Here is a 17,455-nt window from a genome sequence, read left to right as displayed (position 1 = left end):
CATTGAAGAGGAGTCACTCAGATGATCGACAAGAAACACATCGGCAGACAACTGCCCACGTTCCTCGCCACCGCTGAAGCCGGGCAACTGCGTTTCTTCGCCAGGGCCACCGGGGAAACCAACCCGATCTACTTCGACGAGCAGGCTGCTCGCGATGCCGGCCATCCTGGTCTGCCGTTACCGCCGACCTTCCTGTTCTCGCTGGAATTCCAGATCCCGTCGAACGCCTGGCGTGACGAACTGGGCATCGTCACCGCGCGCATCCTGCACGGTGAAGAGTCGTTCCGTTATCACCGCATGGCCTATGCCGGCGACACCCTGCGCTTCGATGTGCGCATCGCCGACATCTACGACAAGAAAGGTGGCGCGCTGGAATTCGTGGTGCGCGAAACCCGAGTCACCAATCAGCACGGTGAGCACGTCGCGGACCTGCGCAGCGTGCTCGTGCAGCGCAACAGCTGAAGCGGAGAACAACCATGAACGCCATAAGCCTGGAAACAATCAACGTCGGCGACACCCTGCCACCGCTGGCCCTGCCGCCGATCAACCGCACCACCCTGGCGCTGTTTGCCGGTGCGTCGGGTGACTACAACGCCATCCACATCGACACCGATTACGCACGCAAGGCCGGCATGCCCGACGTGTTCGCCCACGGCATGTTGTCGATGGCCTACCTCGGTCGCCTGCTGACCCAATGGGTCGATCAGCGCCAGTTGCGCGAGTTCGGCGTGCGCTTTCTCGGTATCACCCACCTGGGCCACCAGATCACCTGCACCGGTGCTGTAGTCGAGCGTTTTGAAGTAGACGGCGAGCAACGCATCAAGGTCGAAGTGCGCACCACCAATCAATACGGCGCCACCAAGATTATTGGTGACGCTGTGATCGCTCTGTAAACAAACCCAAGAATTGAGGAGCAACACCCCATGGCAAAACTCGACGGCAAAATCGCACTGGTCACCGGTTCCGGTCGTGGCATCGGCCAGCAAATCGCCCTGAAACTGGCAAGCGAAGGCGCGCGCATCGTGATCAACGACCTCGACGCCGATCCGGCCCACGAGACCGCTGAGATGATCCGCAAAATGGGTGGCGAAGCCGCTGTCTGCCACGGCAACGTCAGCGCCCCGGATTTCGCCGAGCGCTACATCAAGACCGCGATGGACAACTTCAATGGCATCGACATCATCGTCAACAACGCCGGCTACACCTGGGACGACGTGATCCAGAAGATGAGTGACGAGCAGTGGTACGCCATTCTCGACTGCCACATGACCGCGCCATTCCGCATCCTGCGTGCCGCCTACCCGATCATCAAGGCACAAGCACAGGCAGACGCCGCCGCCGAACGTGAAGTGTTCCGCAAAGTGGTGAACATCTCGTCGGTGTCGGCGCTCAACGGCAACGCCGGGCAGATGAACTATTCCTCGGCCAAGGCCGGTGTGCTCGGCATGACCCGTGCCCTGGCACGCGAATGGGGCCGCTTCAAGGTCAACGTCAACGCCGTGGCCTTCGGTTTCATCGAAACCCGCATGACCAGCGCCGACGCCCATGCCGGCGCGACCGTGAACATCGAAGGCCGCGACATCCGCGTCGGCATCAGCCCGGAAGCGGCCAAGTCGTTCGCCCAGCGCAACCCGTTGGGTCGCCCCGGCACCACCAAGGAAGCGGCCGACGCCGTGTACCTGTTCTGCTCTCCGGAGTCGAACTACATCACGGCGCAGACCATCGCCGTCGCCGGCAATCTGCAATAACCCATAAGCAACAAACACTGTGGCGAGGGAGCTTGCTCCCGCTGGGCTGCGAAGCGGCCCCCGACAATCTGTCAGTTGCTGCGCATTGACAGGGAGACGACTGCTTCGCAGCCGAGCGGGAGCAAGCTCCCTCGCCACAACAGCTCCCTTGCCACCACTCTGCATGAGCTTGATGACCGCAGGATCACCCCATGAACATGACTGAAAGCACCCTGCGCCGTGCCGCACCGATGGAGGCACGTTGATGAGCGACCTCATGCAACCGTTTTCCATGGCCGGAAAAACCGTACTCGTGGCCGATGCCACCACTCGTTTGGGCGCGCATTTCGCCCGGTTGATCAGTCTTGCCGGTGCCCGTGTGGCCATTGGCGCACAGCACCCTTCGCAGCTGGAACAATTGACGGCGGACCTGCGCTGGGAAGGCGGCGAAGTGTTGACCGTCAGCCTCGACAGCGCCCGTCGTCCCAGTATCGAGGCGGCGCTGGCGGCGGTTGAAGAGCGCTTCGGCAGCGTCGATGTGCTGATCAACAACAGCGCCGAGCGTGAACACATTGCGCTGAACAACCACATCGTTCACTGCACCAGCTTGCACATGATCAAAGCCGAACGTGGCGGCAGCATCGTCAACATCGACCCACCGCCGCGTCTGATTTCCGAGCCCAACCCGTGCCTGCGGGCCAACAGCAGCCTGATCCGCATGAGCCGCGCCATGGCCCAATCGCTGACGCCGCACCGGATTCGCGTCAATGTGATCGCTGCCGGTCGAGGCCAGGACGCTGTCCTGCAAGAGCTCAACGGTCCTTTGTTGCTGTTGGCGAGCGGCGCGGGCGCCAGCGTGACCGGAGCGGTATTGCACATCGACAATCACGCTACCTGATTCGGGTGGCGCGTTGTCGCTGGCGGGCCTTGAACATCGGGACCGGTCGCCCTGCGCGACGCCCGTCAACAAGGAGCCAGTCAGATGACTCGCATAACAAAGTGGCTGCCGAAACTCGCCTTCATGGCGACAACGGTCATGGCTATGGCGGCGAACGCCGCTGACAAACCCAACATTCTGGTGATCTTCGGCGACGATATCGGCCAGACCAACATCAGCGCCTATTCCATGGGCGTGGTCGGCTACAAGACGCCGAACATCGACCGCATCGCCAAAGAAGGCATGATGTTCACCGACTACTACGCGGAGAACAGCTGCACTGCCGGGCGCTCGTCGTTCATCACCGGCCAGTCGCCGCTGCGCACCGGCCTGACCAAGGTCGGCGTACCGGGTGCGCCGATCGGTATCCAGAAGCGTGACATCACCATCGCCCAGGCGCTCAAGTCCCAGGGTTATGCCACCGGCCAATTCGGTAAGAACCACCTCGGCGACAAGGATGAATTCCTGCCGACCAACCACGGTTTCGACGAGTTCTTCGGCAACCTCTATCACCTCAACGCCGAAGAAGAACCCGAACGCCCGTACTGGCCCAAGGATGACCCGGACTTCGTCAAAACCCGCACACCCCGTGGCGTGATCCACAGCTACGCCGACGGCAAGATCGAAGACACCGGCGCCCTGACCAGCAAGCGCATGGAAACCATCGACGACGAAACCACCGCCGCTACGCAAACCTTCATCGAGAAACAGGCCAAGGCGGACAAGCCGTTCTTCGTCTGGATGAACACCACGCGCATGCACGTCTTCACCCACGTGCGCGAGTCGATGAAGGGCCAAAGCGGCATGCCCGGCAACGAGTACGCCGACGGCATGCTTGAGCACGACGGCGACGTCGGTAAACTGCTGAAGACCCTCGACGACCTGAAAATCGCCGACAACACCATCGTCGTCTACACCACCGACAACGGCCCGAACCAGTTCTCCTGGCCGGATGCGGCAACCACGCCGTTCCGCAACGAGAAGAACTCCAACTGGGAAGGCGCCTACCGCGTACCGGCCATCGTGCGCTGGCCGGGCAAGATCAAGGCCGGTGAAGTCTCCAACGAGATGTTCTCGGGCATGGACTGGTTCCCGACGCTGCTCGCGGCGGCGGGTGAAACCGATGTGAAAAACAAACTGCTCAAGGGCTGGGCTCCGACTACCGGCGCCAGCAGTTTCAAAGTGCACCTGGACGGCTACAACCAGTTGCCGTACCTGACCGGTCAGCAGCCCAAGGGGGAGCGCAAGGAGTTCTACTACTTCAACGACGACGGCGTGCTGGTTTCCATGCGTTACGACAATTGGAAAGTGGTCTTCGCCGAACAGCGTGAACCCGGTGGTTTCGCCGTGTGGAGCAGCCCGTTCGTGCCGTTGCGCGTGCCGAAACTGTTCAACCTGCGGATGGACCCGTATGAACGGGCCGACATGGTTTCTGACCAGTATTACGACTGGACCGTGAAGAACTCCTACCTGCTGGCAGCCGGTGTGGCCAAGGCTGCGCGCTTCCTGCAATCCTTCGTCGAATACCCGCCCAGCCAGAAACCGGCGAGTTTCAGCATCGATCAGATCCGTGCGACGGTGGACGCGAAAATCCAGGAGAAGATCAACAACCCGTCGAAGCCGTGACTAGACGCTTGAAAAAAAACGGCTAAGGTCGTGGCTGACGTTCCTCAAATTTGTGGAGTTTGCACCGTGACCGAAGATACAAAAACCAAAGGACCGGCTTCGTACTTCCCTTCCATCGAAAAGAAGTACGGGCAACCTATCAACCACTGGCTCGATCTGCTCAAAACAGCCAGTGACAAGAAGCACATGGAAATGGTGGCCTGGCTCAAGACCGAACACGGTATGGGTCATGGCCATGCCAACGCTTTGGTTGCCTACCATTTGGCCGCCAGCAAAAGCGCTTGACCCTCCAGCGTCACTGACGATGGCGTCGGCCAAAACCGGCGCCTTCGTTCAACCCTCCTTTTTTCCCGTCAACTCAGCAGCCGTTTCAATCAGCAACTGTCGCAACCACTGGTGGGCCGGATCGTTGCGATAACGAACGTGCCAGGCGATTTCCACCGGGAAGGTACCCAGGTCCACAGGCGATTCCACCACCTTGAATCGCGGGTCCTGGGCAATCTGGTTGCAGATGAGTCGAGGCAGCGTCGCGCAATAATCGGTGACGGCGATGATCTCCGGCACCGCCAGGAAATGCGTGACTGAAATGGCCAGCTCGCGGCGCAAACCCTGACGTTCCAGCACCTGGAACAGTCCGACTTTCATTCGCCCCGGCGGCAGCACGTTGACATGCCGCAACTGCTCGTATTGCTCGCGCGACATCGTGTCTTCGATATCGGGATGGTCGGCACGCACGACGCACGCCAGGCCATCGTCCATCAAATGCTGAATGATCAAATTGTCCGGCGGATCGATGATGCGTCCGAGCGCCATGTCCGTCGTGCCTGAAATCACCCCGGTTTCGGTCAGGTCATTGCCGAATGGCGTGAGCGACACTTTGACCCCGGGTGCCTGCAATCGCAGCTGGGCGATGATGCTCGGCATCAGCACGATCTCGACGAAGCTGTTCGGCGCAATGTTGAACTGCCGGTTTGAAGTCGCCGGATCAAATTGCTGCCTCCCGATGATCACTTCATCCAGCCGGGCCAGGGTCTCGGCGATGACCGGCGCGATCTCTTCGGCGAACTGCGTGGGTTTGATGCCGTAGCGCTCACGGATGAACAGCGGATCCTTGAGCGTGTCGCGCAGCCGGTTCAGCCCGTTGGACAACGCCGGCTGGGTGATGCCCAGGCGCGCGGCGGCCCGGGTAACGCTGCGCTCCTCCATGAGCGCCATGAAAACCGGCAGGAGATTGAGGTCGTATCGCATGACTCATAATGCTCTGTGAATATCTAGAATCAGATAAGTAAATTTCTCGAATATCTGGGCGTGAAGCAAAGTTAGCCCATCCAAAGGGATCCGCCAAATCCAACGGAATGCTCGCTCACGGCATCCAGTTCATTCGAGGACTTTTACATGACAAATTCACCGAGCAAGCTCGCTCGCTCCCTGGCGCTGTTTGCGCTGGCACTCGGCAGTTTCTGCATCGGCACGTCCGAATTTGCCAGCATGGGCATCATTCAGCTGGTCTCTGCCAGTCTGGGCATTGATGTACCGCAGGCCTCGAACGCGGTGACCGCTTACGCAGTGGGAGTCGTCATCGGCGCGCCAGCGGTGACGCTTGCAGCGGCCCGGCTCAATCGGCGGACATTGCTGCTAGCACTGATGGCGCTGTTTGTCGTCGGCAATGTGCTTTCGGCGGTCGCCACCGATTTGAACCTGCTGATGGCCGCCCGCTTCCTGAGTGGCCTGCCCCAAGGCGCCTATTTCGGTGCGGGCGCCATGGTCGCGTCCTACATCATGGGGCCGGGTCAGGAAGGCCGCGCCTTCGCCATCGTCATGACCGGCCTGACCGTCGCAACGATCATCGGCTCGCCGCTGGCAACGTTCCTCGGTCAAAACCTGGGATGGCGTGAAACCTATCTCGCGGTGGCTGTTCTTTCCGGCCTGGCACTGCTTGCGATCCGCCAGTGGCTGCCACGTACCGAGGCGTTGAACGGCGCTCCGATCACCCAGGAACTGTCGGCGCTGCGCAGCGGGCAAGTCTGGGGCGTCATGGCGGTTGCGACCACCGGGATTGCCAGCCTGTTTGCGATCTACACCTTCGTCGGCCCCATCGTGACCGACGCGGCAAAACTGGCACCGGCCATGATCCCGGTCGCCCTCGCCCTCTTCGGCATCGGCATGACCGTGGGCAACTCGGTTGGCGGCAGCCTGGCCGACCGTTACCCGATGCGCGGCATCGTGCTCGGTTTTGGTATAGCGCTCGGCGTGCTGCTGATCATCGCTACCGGCGGGCAAGAACCCTGGATTCTGTTCCCCGCGCTGTTTGTCCTCGGTGCCGGTTTGATGGCCGCCATCCCGACCATGCAAGTGCGCCTGACCCGCTTTGCGCCGCAAGCACCTTCCCTCGTGGGCGCCATGACTTTGGCCGCGTGCAACCTGGGTAACGCCATCGGCGCCTGGGGCGGTGGCTACACGATTGATGCCGGCTACGGCCTGCTCTCTGTGGCCTGGGCCGGTTTTGCCCTGACCCTGGCCGGTTTGGCGATCTTTGCCCTGACCCTGATCAACACCCGTCAATCCACCCGCGCGGTCAATCTGCCGCAAATCGCCTGAGACGAAGGTCTCCGATCTTCGAGGAGTTAAACCATGAGCATCAAACACGTACTGTTCATCCTGACCAACACTGCCGAAATCGGTCCGAACCAGCGTCGCACCGGCTACTTCTTCCCTGAAGTCGCCCACCCGTACGAGGTGTTCGCCGAAGCGGGCGTGGCGGTCGAATACGCCTCGCCACTGGGCGGCACGCCACCAGAAGACGGCTACGACGAAAGCGATCCTGCGCAGCTCGCGTTCCGCAACAGCTTGGCAATCCGCCGCATGGCCAACAGCCGCAAACTGTCGGAAGTGGATGTCCTCGATTACGACGCGATCTTCTTCCCCGGTGGCCTCGGCCCGATGGTGGATATCGCCACCGACCCGGACGTGAAGCGCGCCGTCGAGCGCGCCTGGAATGGCGGCAAGCTCGTCGCCGCCGTCTGCCATGGCCCGGCCGCATTCCTTGGCGTCAAGCTGGAAGACGGCACCCCACTGGTTCGCGGTCGCAAGCTGACTTCCTTCTCCAACGATGAAGAATCCGGCTACGCCCAGGCTGACGTGCCGTTCCTGCTTGAAGATGCGCTGCGCGCCGACGGTGCCGAGTTTTCCTCGGCAGAGGTCTGGCAGGAAAAGGTCGTGGTCGACGGCCGCCTGCTGACCGGCCAGAACCCGGCATCGGGTGGCCCTTTGGCAAAAGCTATCATCGAAGCGCTGCGCTAAGCCTCGCAGGCAAACACGCTGGGCATGCCAGTGCGGCGCCCAGCGTCCCGAGGTTCGTTTTCAATTCACTGAGGAATTCATCATGTCCGCCTACGTCATTTTCATCCGCGAACGCACCACCGACGCCGAACAAATGCAACAGTACGCACAGAAGGCTCCCCTCGCCCGCACCGGCCACGACATCACCCGCCTCGCCTTTTATGGCCAGCTCGAAGTGCTGGAAGGCCCACCAGCGGAAGGCGTCGCCATCCTGCGTTTTCCCGACATGGCCGCCGCCCGCGCGTGGTACGACAGCCCTGCGTATCAGGAGGCGCGTCAGCACCGATTCAATGGCGCGGAGTATCGAATGCTGCTGGTTGAAGGCAGTGATGTTTCACCGGCTTAACGGTTGAGCATTTAATTGTTCGATAGCAGCCTTTGTGACCGTTCTCTTTCCGCCAGAAGACGATATTTGAGCTATACCCGCTAATCTCCCTTTGCAGTTCTTCAACAGGAGTTTGGCAATGAAGCTCAAAAACTCACTTACCGTTCTATTGGTCACCGCTAGTCTGTTCGGGTGCGCCACATCATCAAACAAAAGTGTGTCGGTGAAACTGGACGCCACCCGGCAGAACAGCGGTCATATCGGCAATGTGGCGTTGTCCGACTGGGGCAAACAAACCGGGCTCAGCTTCTTCGTCAGCGGCGTTCCCAACGGCGTCGTACTGCCCTTGCGCCTCTACTCTTTCATCTACAAAGGCAGCTGCGCTCAACCCGGCCCCGTGGCGTATGAGATGAATGACAAGGTCAACACCGAGCGCCAACCCGTAGGCGGCTGGACCTTTTCAAGAAGCGTACCGGTGCCCTTGTCTGAACTGCTTGCCAGTGATCACGCCATCGTCGTGCGAACGGCAGCCACCGATGGCAACGTTGATATTTTCTGTGGCGATATCAACCAAAAGGCTCAATGAAACAACTTTAGGCATGGCCCGATATAAACGACGAGTGACACAGAAATACATCGCCAACAGCAAACGGAACGAAAACTGCGTACTAGTCTTTCACGGGCGCTGTGAATGGTAATGGGGATAAGCCCCGTGCTTATTCAGGCTAAAAGTTTGGGGGGTTACTCACAAAGATCCTTGTATTGCCTTCGATGGTTGAGCGGCCCGCAACAAGGATCGGAACTTGAGAAAGGAAACCCGAATGAAAAAGTTCTCGCACCGCTCCAGGTTTTACCTTGCATGTTCACTGCTCATGGCAATGAACACAGGTCACGCTGCACAGACAGAAAAAACCAACATCCTGTTCATCGTATCCGACGATACCGGCTACGGTGACCTCGGGCCCTATGGCGGCGGTGTCGGTCGCGGCATGCCGACGCCCAGCATCGACCAGCTGGCGCAGGAAGGCACCACCTTCTTTTCGTTTTATGCCCAGCCAAGTTGCACCCCGGGCCGGGCGGCCATGCAGACCGGGCGCATCCCCAACCGTAGTGGCATGACCACCGTAGCCTTCCAGGGTCAGGGCGGTGGTTTGCCTGCGGCTGAATGGACACTGGCCTCGGTGTTGAAAACCGGTGGCTATGAGACCTATTTCACCGGCAAATGGCATTTGGGCGAAGCCGACTACGCCCTGCCCAATGCCCAGGGTTACGACGTGATGAAATACGTCGGCCTGTATCACCTCAATGCCTACACCTACGCCGACCCTACCTGGTTCCCGGACATGGATGAAGAAACCCGCGCCATGTTTGCCAAAGTGACCAAGGGCGCGCTTTCCGCCAAGGCCGGTGAAAAGCCGGTGGAGGAATTCAAGATCAATGGACAGTACGTCGACACGCCTGTGGTGGACGGCAAACCCGGTGTCGTCGGTATTCCGTTCTTTGACAACTACGTGGAAAAAGCCGCGCTGGAATTTCTCGACACGGCGGCAAAGTCCGACAAACCTTTCTTCATCAACGTCAACTTCATGAAAGTGCACCAACCAAACTTGCCGGCACCGGAGTTCGTGCACAAGTCGATCTCCAAGACCAAGTACGCCGACTCGGTGGTGGAACTCGACACGCATATCGGGCGCATCATGGACAAGTTAAGGGCGCTGGGGCTGGATAAGAACACCCTGGTGGTTTACACCACCGATAACGGCGCCTGGCAGGATGTTTATCCGGATGCCGGCTACACGCCTTTCCGTGGCACCAAAGGCACGGTGCGCGAGGGCGGCAACCGGGTGCCGGCAATCATGGTCTGGCCAGGAAAAATCAAGGCCGATGCAAAAAACCACGACATTCTCGGTGGCCTGGACTTGATGGCGACCTTTGCATCCGTGGCTGGAGTGAAGTTGCCGGAAAAAGACCGCGAAGGCCAGCCGATCATGTTTGACAGCTACGACATGACCCCTGTGCTGTTGGGTACCGGACCTGACCCACGCAAAGAATGGTTCTACTTCACCGAGAACGAACTGTCGCCCGGTGCCGCCCGTGTCGGTCACTACAAGGCGGTGTTCAACCTGCGTGGTGACAACGGAGCCCCGACGGGTGGCCTGGCGGTCGATTCCAACCTGGGCTGGAAAGGCGCGAGCAAGTATGTGGCGATCGTTCCACAAGTCTTTGACCTGCTGCAGGATCCCCAGGAACGCTATGACGTCTTCATGAACAACTACACCGAGCACACCTGGACAATGGTGCCCATCAGCATCGCGATCACCAACCTGATGAAAACCTATGTCAAATACCCTCCACGCAAAATGCAAAGCATGGGTTACGACGGTCCGGTCGAACTCTCCAAGTACCAGAAATTCCAGTCAATACGCGAAGACCTGCAGAAGGAAGGCGTGAACCTGGCAATACCTAACTAGCCGTCTGGCGGCAGCCTCATTCGGGGCTGCCGCTGTTCAGGTCAGATCCGTGGTGGCGGGATCAATGATCTTCAGCCAGGGCCAGCGTGCCTGATAACTCCTGGCCTTCTGTTCGAACAATTCCGGTTTGGGATTTTTCGGATTGATCCGAAGCAGCCCTTGCTCGGTGTCGGTCAAGCCGTTGGGGGCATAGACTTCGCCGGTTTCAATATCCAGGCCGATGCACGTACCGGCAATCAGGTAGCGATCGATCTCGTCTCTGGACGACTGAAGCTGCGGATAATCCCCGCCGAAACGTTGGTGATACCAAAGGTGAACGCGGGCCTGATTCTTGATTTCGACGTTTACGTCCAGGTCGCGAAACAGCTGCGCCGCTGACTGGATTACCTCGTTCTCGGCCTCCCAGGACAGGTCTTCATCGAAGTAAAACACGTCGTAATCCTTCACGCCCCACGCGGGCGGCAACTGCGCCTGCTGATTCCACACAGCCTGAAACAGGCACCCGGCGGTCAGCATGCACTGGCTCAACCCGAGCGCCGGCAAGCGTGCGCTGATTTCTGCGTTGACTGGATTGGCCATGGCGATCCTGACCAGGTTTTCGACGGTCAATGTCATCTTCGATACCTCGCTCCCTGTGGTCGCCCATCGTAAACATCTGCGCCATCAGCGGCTACGCTGAGACAAAAAACTGCGCATCAGCCGGGAGAAAAACTCATGAAGATTGTGGTGACCAGCGTGATGGTCGACGACCAGGACAAGGCCTTGGCCTTCTACCGCGACGTGTTGGGTTTTGAACTGAAACATGACATCCCGATGGGCCAGTTCCGCTGGCTGACCCTCACCTCGCCGGGCGATCCCGATGGCGTCGAATTGCTGCTGGAGCCTGACGCCCACCCGGCGGCCAAACCCTTCAAGTCGGCGGTGAAGCAGGACGGGATTCCCTACACCTCATTCGGTGTCGACGATGTGCAGGCCGAGTACACACGGCTTTGCGCCGAAGGCGTGCGCTTCACCCAACCGCCGACGGCGATGGGGCCGGTGACCACGGCGGTGTTCGATGACACGTGCGGCAATCTGATTCAGATTGCGCAGAGGCACTGAAACATCGACACCAGTTACCTCACACCGGCGAAATCGTCGCCAGCACGCCAATCAGAATCGTCACCACCAAAAAACCACCGAGGAAAATCGCCATCTTGCCCATAAGGCCCCCTACGTCATGAATGTGCGGTGCAACCGCTGCTGTTGCGGCGGAAAGTGTTGTTATTGTGGGGTTACAGCTGATTGCATTACAGAGGCAGAAAGCATCAAAAAATACGGATCAGATGATGATTACTGTAGGAGCGAGCCTGCTCGCGATGGACGTGAACGATGACGCGCGCTCCCTGAAGAAACGCGGCGCGCTGAAGACCATCGCGAGCAAGCTCGCTCCTACAAAAAGCGTTTTCGCTTATTCCTGCGGATCAAGGTGATCCAGCACCCGGTTCACCGACAACTCTGCAAGTGAAATCATCTGCTGGATTCCCAAGGCTAAATTGCATTTGGGACCGTCGAGGATAAACGCCAACTCACTGGCCATGACACTGGCCGAGGCAAGGGTTTCACAGGCGTGAACCAGGAGGGTTTCGTTGTTGACGTTGGGGGCGATGGTGAAGATGGGGTTGGGACGGCGACCGCGGGGTGACGACTCGGGATCGGTGTCTATCTGGCTATCCGTATCGGGAGGATTCGGAGTGGGTTTGAACATTGTGAAGCTCCTATGAAGTGAGCACCTCCCCATTTGCTACCACGCAAGATAGGGAGACGGCTGTACACAGGGTGGTAGACCGGTCATAGAAACCCGGCAGGCCGAAGCCTCCCATGCACAGCCGCCACAAAGCAGCCAGCACAAAAAAACGCCCTGAGGCGTTCTGGGTCTATGAAGAATCCGGGCTACCACACCCGTTCGCTGAATTGGCAGCGACGTGGGGAAGGTTAGCGAGCTGACCATTGAAGTGCAAGTCTTAATAGACATGGGGAAATTCTGAAGCATTCGGAGGAGACAAACAATTAACTTCCTATAAACTACAAACTTATATCGAGAAGTAGATTAGACACATCTATACCTCTCTGCTAACCTCACACCTAACGATGCGTCCTCATCAAGACTTTTATCGAACTCAAAAGTTATTCCCAGCAAACGCTCAACCCATAAAAAACAAAGCAACCACGACAAACCTCACTGATAGCCAGCGTGGCATTACAATGACAAAAAACTCAACTTCGGTTTATTTGAAAGGTCACAATAGACTGGGCGATGTAATTGCCGCCATTCAAGTAATGGGAAAGTACGGTTATTATAAACTCGATTTTGAAACCTGGGCGACTCGCATTAGTGGTGACAAGACTAAATCCGACCACTGGAAAACTATATTCTCAGAGCACCCTGAGTTTTTTCGGTTTGACACTGAAGGCAAAAAAGCTTCGTTAGTCTGGCGTAGAAGCTATAGGAGACGGTATGCAGTCGATGAGCAGCGAGAACTTACATTCTCCGAATATAACAATCTGAGCGAATTAGAAAAATCTCCTATTTCCAGGGCACCGCTCACCAGCGAAGAAATTTCGGTCCTGATTAGTACAGCTATAAGCTTGCACGAAAGAGCAATCCAGCAAAATCAAGAAACACGCTGGCTCTCATCGCCCTTATTTAACCTCTTTGGAGTCGCTTTTGGAGCACTACTGGGATGGTTAATAAAATAACAACCACAGAACCTCTTTATTTGCGCATTCATCAAAGCTTCCTTACATCACTCAATTGTATTTGTTTTGTACCCACTGAGTGATCCACGCAGCCTATAAACTCGTCATTTTATAGTTAAGCTCTTAGAATAATCCGGAGCCAAAGGCCGTGTATAGAGTCAAAAAATAGATACATCCTCATGTGGGTACTTCGTTGTCACCTTTCAAAAGCACCCAATCCATAGTGGCATATCCACCCATAACCAAAAGCCCGCTGACCGTTACCGGTTCGGCGGGCTTTCTTTTCTGCGGATCAGCTAATCCAAGCGCCTCACCTCAACGGTGAAGCAACTCGATCACAACGCCATATCAGCCGCAGCATTCTCTTTCGGTGCCTTAGGCGCTTCAGCCGGCGCAGTCACCGGAGCAGCTACCTGCCCGATCACCGGTGGCGGAGTCAGTTCCAGCACCTTGGCGGTGTAGGCCCACTCCTGCGCAACCTTTTCAGGATTGCCGTTCAGCTGAGTGCCGTAGCTCGGCACGATCTGGTGCAGCTTCTCTTGCCACGCCGGGGTCGCGACCTTGTCCTTGAAGACTTTCTGCAGCACGGTCAGCATGATCGGTGCGGCAGTCGAAGCGCCTGGGGAAGCGCCCAGCAGGCCGGCGATGGTGCCGTCTTGCGAAGCAACGATTTCGGTGCCCAGTTTCAGCACGCCACCGGCAGCTTCATCACGCTTGATGATCTGCACGCGCTGGCCCGCTTGCCACAGGCGCCAGTCTTCGGCTTTGGCGTTCGGGAAGTATTCTTTCAGGGCGTTGAGGCGGTCTTCGTCAGACAGCATCAGTTGACCGGCAAGGTACTCGACCAGCGGGTATTCCTTGATGCCGACTTTGGTCATCGGCCACACGTTGTGCGTGGTCGTGGTGGTCAGCAGGTCCAGGTACGAACCTTCTTTCAGGAACTTGGTGCTGAAGGTTGCGAATGGGCCAAACAGGATCACGCGCTTGCCATCCAGCACGCGGGTGTCCAGGTGCGGAACCGACATCGGCGGTGCGCCAACGGAGGCTTTGCCGTAAGCCTTGGCCAGGTGTTGCTCGGCGATGGTCGGGTTTTCGGTCACGAGGAACGAGCCGCCTACCGGGAAGCCTGCATATTCCTTGGCTTCAGGAATGCCGGACTTCTGCAGCAAGTGCAATGCACCGCCGCCGGCGCCGATGAACACGAACTTGGCGTCGGTTTCGGACTTGGTGCCGTCTTTCAGGTTTTTGTAGCTGACGCGCCAGGTGCCGTCGTCGTTCTTGGTGATGTCCTGCACTTCGCTGGACAGCTTCAAGTCGAATTTCGGTGTGGTTTGCAGATGGGCAACGAACTGGCGGGTGATTTCGCCGAAGTTCACGTCGGTGCCGATCGGGCTCCAGGTGGCCGCGATTTTCTGGTTCGGGTCACGCCCTTCCATCATCAGCGGGACCCACTTTTTGATCACTGCCGGGTCTTCGGAATACTGCATGCCGGCAAACAGCGGGCTCGCTTGCAGGGCTTCGTAGCGCTTTTTCAGGAACTTGATGTTGTCGTCGCCCCACACAAAGCTCATGTGCGGCGTGGAGTTGATGAACGAACGCGGGTTTTTCAACACGCCTTGCTGAACCTGCCAGGCCCAGAACTGACGGGAGATCTGGAACGCTTCGTTGATTTCAACGGCTTTCGGGATCGAAACGTTGCCTTTGTCGTCTTCCGGCGTGTAGTTCAGCTCGGCCAGGGCGGAGTGGCCGGTACCGGCGTTGTTCCAGCCGTTGGAGCTTTCCAGGGCTACGCCGTCGAGACGCTCGATCATTTCCATCGAAGTGCCGGGTTCCAGCTCATTGAGCCACACACCCAGGGTCGCGCTCATGATGCCGCCACCAATCAGCAGTACATCGACTTTTTTGGCCTCTTCGGCCTGGGCCGTCGTCATCCCCAACGACAACGCCAACCCCAGCAGGGCCGTGTTCACTTTTTTAAACATCTGTAGCACCTATGATAAAACGCCATCCGCCCTTCCATTCTTACGCACGCAGCCCCGTGTTTCACGGTAGATCACGGGCTCTGGCACCTTCGAATCGCAGGCTGGGCACACAAGGCCGATTGAATGCATCGACCCTCGTTATATGTCCCTACTGAACTGACTTCTTATCTTTTTTGGCTTCAGCTACTTGAGCGACAGTGATTCTGTTCGCCCGTCTCAAGGACAGGAAAACTGAATAGGTCAAACCAAGTTGGCGTAAAGAATATCACGTCACGACAAACCCGCGCGTCTGTTCCCGACTGGTTAGTCCGGATACACGCTGCCGGGCCTCTATACTGATGCTGTTTGCCTCAATGGGTGCATCGTCATGAGCGATAACGACTATCTGCGCAAGTACTCCTCCCAAGTGATCGACGGCGTCGAAGCCGCGCCCGCCCGGGCCATGTTGCGAGCGGTGGGTTTTACCGACGAAGACTTCCTGAAACCGCAGATCGGCATCGCGTCGACCTGGGCCATGGTCACGCCCTGCAACATGCACATCGACAAGCTCGCGATCGAAGCCGAGAAAGGCGCAAATGCTGCCGGCGCCAAAGGCGTGATCTTCAACACCATCACCATTTCCGACGGCATCGCCAACGGCACCGAAGGCATGAAATATTCGCTGGTGTCCCGCGAGGTAATCGCCGACTCCATCGAGGTGGTGACCGGTTGCGAAGGCTTCGACGGGCTGGTGACTGTGGGCGGTTGTGACAAGAACATGCCGGGGTGCCTGATCGGCATGGCGCGGCTGAATCGGCCGTCGATCTTCGTCTATGGCGGCACCATCCGCCCCGGCGCCGGCCACACCGACATCATTTCCGTGTTCGAAGCCGTGGGCCAGCATGCGCGCGGTGACATCAGCGAAATCCAGGTCAAGCAGATCGAGGAAGTGGCGATCCCCGGTCCCGGTTCCTGCGGCGGCATGTACACCGCCAACACCATGGCTTCGGCCATCGAAGCGTTGGGCATGAGCCTGCCGGGTTCCAGCTCCCAGGACGCCGTCGGCAGCGACAAGGCCTCGGACAGTTTCCGCGCCGGCCAGCAGGTCATGGAGCTGCTCAAGCTCGACCTGAAACCACGCGACATCATGACCCGCAAGGCCTTCGAAAACGCGATTCGCGTGGTGATCGCCCTCGCCGGCTCGACCAATGCCGTGCTGCACCTGTTGGCCATGGCCCACGCGGTGGATGTCGAGCTGACCCTGGATGACTTCGTCGAACTGGGCAAGATTTCCCCGGTGGTCGCCGACCTGCGGCCCAGCGGCAAATACATGATGAGCGAGCTGGTGGCCATCGGCGGCATTCAGCCGTTGATGAAGCGCATGCTGGCGGCCGGCATGTTGCATGGCGACGCCATGACCGTCACCGGCAAGACACTGGCCGAAAACCTGGAAAACGTGCCTGACTACCCCGATGGCCAGGACGTGATCCTGCCCTTCGACCGGCCGATCAAAAAGGATTCGCACCTTGTCATCCTGCGCGGCAACCTCTCGCCCACCGGCGCGGTGGCCAAGATCACCGGCAAGGAAGGTTTGCGCTTTGAAGGCTCGGCCCGGGTTTATCACGGTGAGGAAGGCGCGCTGGCCGGGATTCTCAACGGCGAAGTAAAACCCGGCGAAGTGATCGTGATTCGCTACGAAGGACCCAAGGGCGGGCCGGGCATGCGCGAAATGCTTTCGCCGACTTCGGCGGTGATGGGCAAGGGCTTGGGCAAGGATGTGGCGCTGATTACCGACGGGCGTTTTTCCGGCGGTTCACACGGTTTCGTGGTGGGCCATATCACGCCGGAAGCCTTTGATGGCGGGCCGATTGCGCTAATCGAGAACGGCGACAAAATCACCATCGATGCGGAAACCCGGCAGATCACGGTGGATGTGTCCGATGCTGAATTGGCCGAGCGCAAGACCCGCTGGGTGCGGCCGGAATCGAAGTACAAGCGTGGGGTGTTGGCCAAGTATGCGAAGACTGTTTCCAGTGCTTCGGAGGGGGCGGTGACGGATAAGTATCTTTAAAGTCAAAAGATCGCAGCCTTCGGCAGCTCCTATGTATGGACTCGCACCCACTGTCTACCCGCTTTTGAAAAACCGCTGCCCCGTTGCATCTATGTATTAGGCCTATTCGTGGAAGCCGTCTTCGGCTTCTGGCCAAAATTGGAAAAGCTCGTGGTATGCCGATTACAGTCAGGCCTCGAAGGCCAGTAGGAGCTTAGGCATCAATCCACGCCGGTCTTACCTGGGGTCAATTTTTTTCAGCAGAGGGTCAGACGGTTAG

18 protein-coding genes are annotated in these 17,455 nt (G+C 58.4%); 14 read left to right on the top strand and 4 right to left on the bottom strand.

Translation table 11 applies throughout. The features are described from left to right. The first annotated feature begins 21 nt into the window (after positions 1 to 21). From V6Z53_RS14445 to V6Z53_RS14420, 6 genes are all read left to right on the top strand, one after another. A complete protein-coding gene (locus V6Z53_RS14445; protein ID WP_338586197.1) occupies positions 22 to 462 on the top strand; it encodes a MaoC family dehydratase N-terminal domain-containing protein in 441 nt (146 codons plus the stop codon). 14 nt (positions 463 to 476) lie between these two features. After that, complete coding sequence (locus V6Z53_RS14440) at positions 477 to 893, top strand: MaoC family dehydratase (protein ID WP_338586196.1); 417 nt, start codon at positions 477 to 479, stop codon at positions 891 to 893. Between the two features lie 30 nt (positions 894 to 923). Continuing rightward, positions 924 to 1,748, top strand: a complete 825-nt coding sequence (locus V6Z53_RS14435) for an SDR family oxidoreductase (RefSeq protein WP_338586195.1) — start codon at positions 924 to 926, stop codon at positions 1,746 to 1,748. Positions 1,749 to 1,992: 244 nt separating this feature from the next. Further along, a complete protein-coding gene (locus tag V6Z53_RS14430) occupies positions 1,993 to 2,625 on the top strand; it encodes an SDR family oxidoreductase (protein WP_338586194.1) in 633 nt (210 codons plus the stop codon). Positions 2,626 to 2,709: 84 nt separating this feature from the next. Further along, on the top strand, positions 2,710 to 4,290 hold the full coding sequence (locus tag V6Z53_RS14425; protein ID WP_338586193.1) for an arylsulfatase: 1,581 nt from the start codon (positions 2,710 to 2,712) through the stop codon (positions 4,288 to 4,290). 66 nt (positions 4,291 to 4,356) lie between these two features. Beyond that, positions 4,357 to 4,575, top strand: a complete 219-nt coding sequence (locus V6Z53_RS14420; protein WP_338586192.1) for a DUF4287 domain-containing protein — start codon at positions 4,357 to 4,359, stop codon at positions 4,573 to 4,575. A 48-nt stretch (positions 4,576 to 4,623) separates the two neighbouring features. On the opposite strand, the gene V6Z53_RS14415 is transcribed toward V6Z53_RS14420, so the two are convergent. Then, positions 4,624 to 5,538: a LysR family transcriptional regulator gene (locus V6Z53_RS14415; RefSeq protein ID WP_338586191.1), complete on the bottom strand. Its 915-nt coding sequence runs from the start codon at positions 5,536 to 5,538 to the stop codon at positions 4,624 to 4,626. Between the two features lie 147 nt (positions 5,539 to 5,685). On the opposite strand from V6Z53_RS14415, the gene V6Z53_RS14410 reads away from it, so the two are divergent. From V6Z53_RS14410 to V6Z53_RS14390, 5 genes are all read left to right on the top strand, one after another. Then, positions 5,686 to 6,888, top strand: a complete 1,203-nt coding sequence (locus V6Z53_RS14410) for an MFS transporter (RefSeq protein WP_338586190.1) — start codon at positions 5,686 to 5,688, stop codon at positions 6,886 to 6,888. Between the two features lie 33 nt (positions 6,889 to 6,921). Continuing rightward, positions 6,922 to 7,590 (top strand): type 1 glutamine amidotransferase domain-containing protein, encoded by a 669-nt coding sequence (locus tag V6Z53_RS14405; RefSeq protein WP_338586189.1) that lies wholly within the window; start codon positions 6,922 to 6,924, stop codon positions 7,588 to 7,590. Between the two features lie 82 nt (positions 7,591 to 7,672). Beyond that, positions 7,673 to 7,975 carry a DUF1330 domain-containing protein gene (locus V6Z53_RS14400; RefSeq protein WP_338586188.1) on the top strand — a complete coding sequence of 101 codons (303 nt, stop codon included), beginning with the start codon at positions 7,673 to 7,675 and terminating at the stop codon, positions 7,973 to 7,975. A gap of 118 nt (positions 7,976 to 8,093) precedes the next feature. After that, the gene (locus tag V6Z53_RS14395) at positions 8,094 to 8,540 is read left to right on the top strand and encodes a hypothetical protein (RefSeq protein WP_338586187.1); all 447 of its coding nucleotides are present in this window, start codon (positions 8,094 to 8,096) and stop codon (positions 8,538 to 8,540) included. Positions 8,541 to 8,775: 235 nt separating this feature from the next. Then, the gene (locus V6Z53_RS14390) at positions 8,776 to 10,425 is read left to right on the top strand and encodes an arylsulfatase (protein ID WP_338586186.1); all 1,650 of its coding nucleotides are present in this window, start codon (positions 8,776 to 8,778) and stop codon (positions 10,423 to 10,425) included. A 36-nt stretch (positions 10,426 to 10,461) separates the two neighbouring features. Here V6Z53_RS14390 and V6Z53_RS14385 read toward each other — a convergent pair whose 3' ends face one another. After that, complete coding sequence (locus tag V6Z53_RS14385; protein WP_338586185.1) at positions 10,462 to 11,040, bottom strand: nucleotidyltransferase family protein; 579 nt, start codon at positions 11,038 to 11,040, stop codon at positions 10,462 to 10,464. Between the two features lie 99 nt (positions 11,041 to 11,139). On the opposite strand from V6Z53_RS14385, the gene V6Z53_RS14380 reads away from it, so the two are divergent. After that, positions 11,140 to 11,526, top strand: coding sequence for a VOC family protein (locus V6Z53_RS14380; RefSeq protein ID WP_338586184.1), 387 nt, complete (start codon positions 11,140 to 11,142; stop codon positions 11,524 to 11,526). A gap of 349 nt (positions 11,527 to 11,875) precedes the next feature. On the opposite strand, the gene V6Z53_RS14375 is transcribed toward V6Z53_RS14380, so the two are convergent. Continuing rightward, a complete protein-coding gene (locus tag V6Z53_RS14375) occupies positions 11,876 to 12,172 on the bottom strand; it encodes a DUF6124 family protein (RefSeq protein WP_338586183.1) in 297 nt (98 codons plus the stop codon). Between the two features lie 383 nt (positions 12,173 to 12,555). Here V6Z53_RS14375 and V6Z53_RS14370 point away from each other — a divergent pair, with 383 nt between their 5' ends. Continuing rightward, positions 12,556 to 13,164: a hypothetical protein gene (locus V6Z53_RS14370; protein ID WP_338586182.1), complete on the top strand. Its 609-nt coding sequence runs from the start codon at positions 12,556 to 12,558 to the stop codon at positions 13,162 to 13,164. Positions 13,165 to 13,499: 335 nt separating this feature from the next. On the opposite strand, the gene mqo is transcribed toward V6Z53_RS14370, so the two are convergent. After that, positions 13,500 to 15,146, bottom strand: a complete 1,647-nt coding sequence (gene mqo, locus V6Z53_RS14365) for a malate dehydrogenase (quinone) (RefSeq protein WP_338586181.1) — start codon at positions 15,144 to 15,146, stop codon at positions 13,500 to 13,502. 367 nt (positions 15,147 to 15,513) lie between these two features. Between mqo and ilvD the strand changes: the two genes are divergently transcribed. Then, the gene (ilvD, locus tag V6Z53_RS14360) at positions 15,514 to 17,196 is read left to right on the top strand and encodes a dihydroxy-acid dehydratase (protein ID WP_338586180.1); all 1,683 of its coding nucleotides are present in this window, start codon (positions 15,514 to 15,516) and stop codon (positions 17,194 to 17,196) included. Positions 17,197 to 17,455: the final 259 nt, after the last annotated feature.

It is taken from the genome of Pseudomonas sp. MAG733B (assembly GCF_036884845.1).
In the GTDB taxonomy this organism is placed as follows: Bacteria; Pseudomonadota; Gammaproteobacteria; order Pseudomonadales; family Pseudomonadaceae; genus Aquipseudomonas.
The sequence above is the reverse complement of the archived record's forward strand: the minus strand, read 5'-3'. Positions and strand labels throughout refer to the sequence as shown.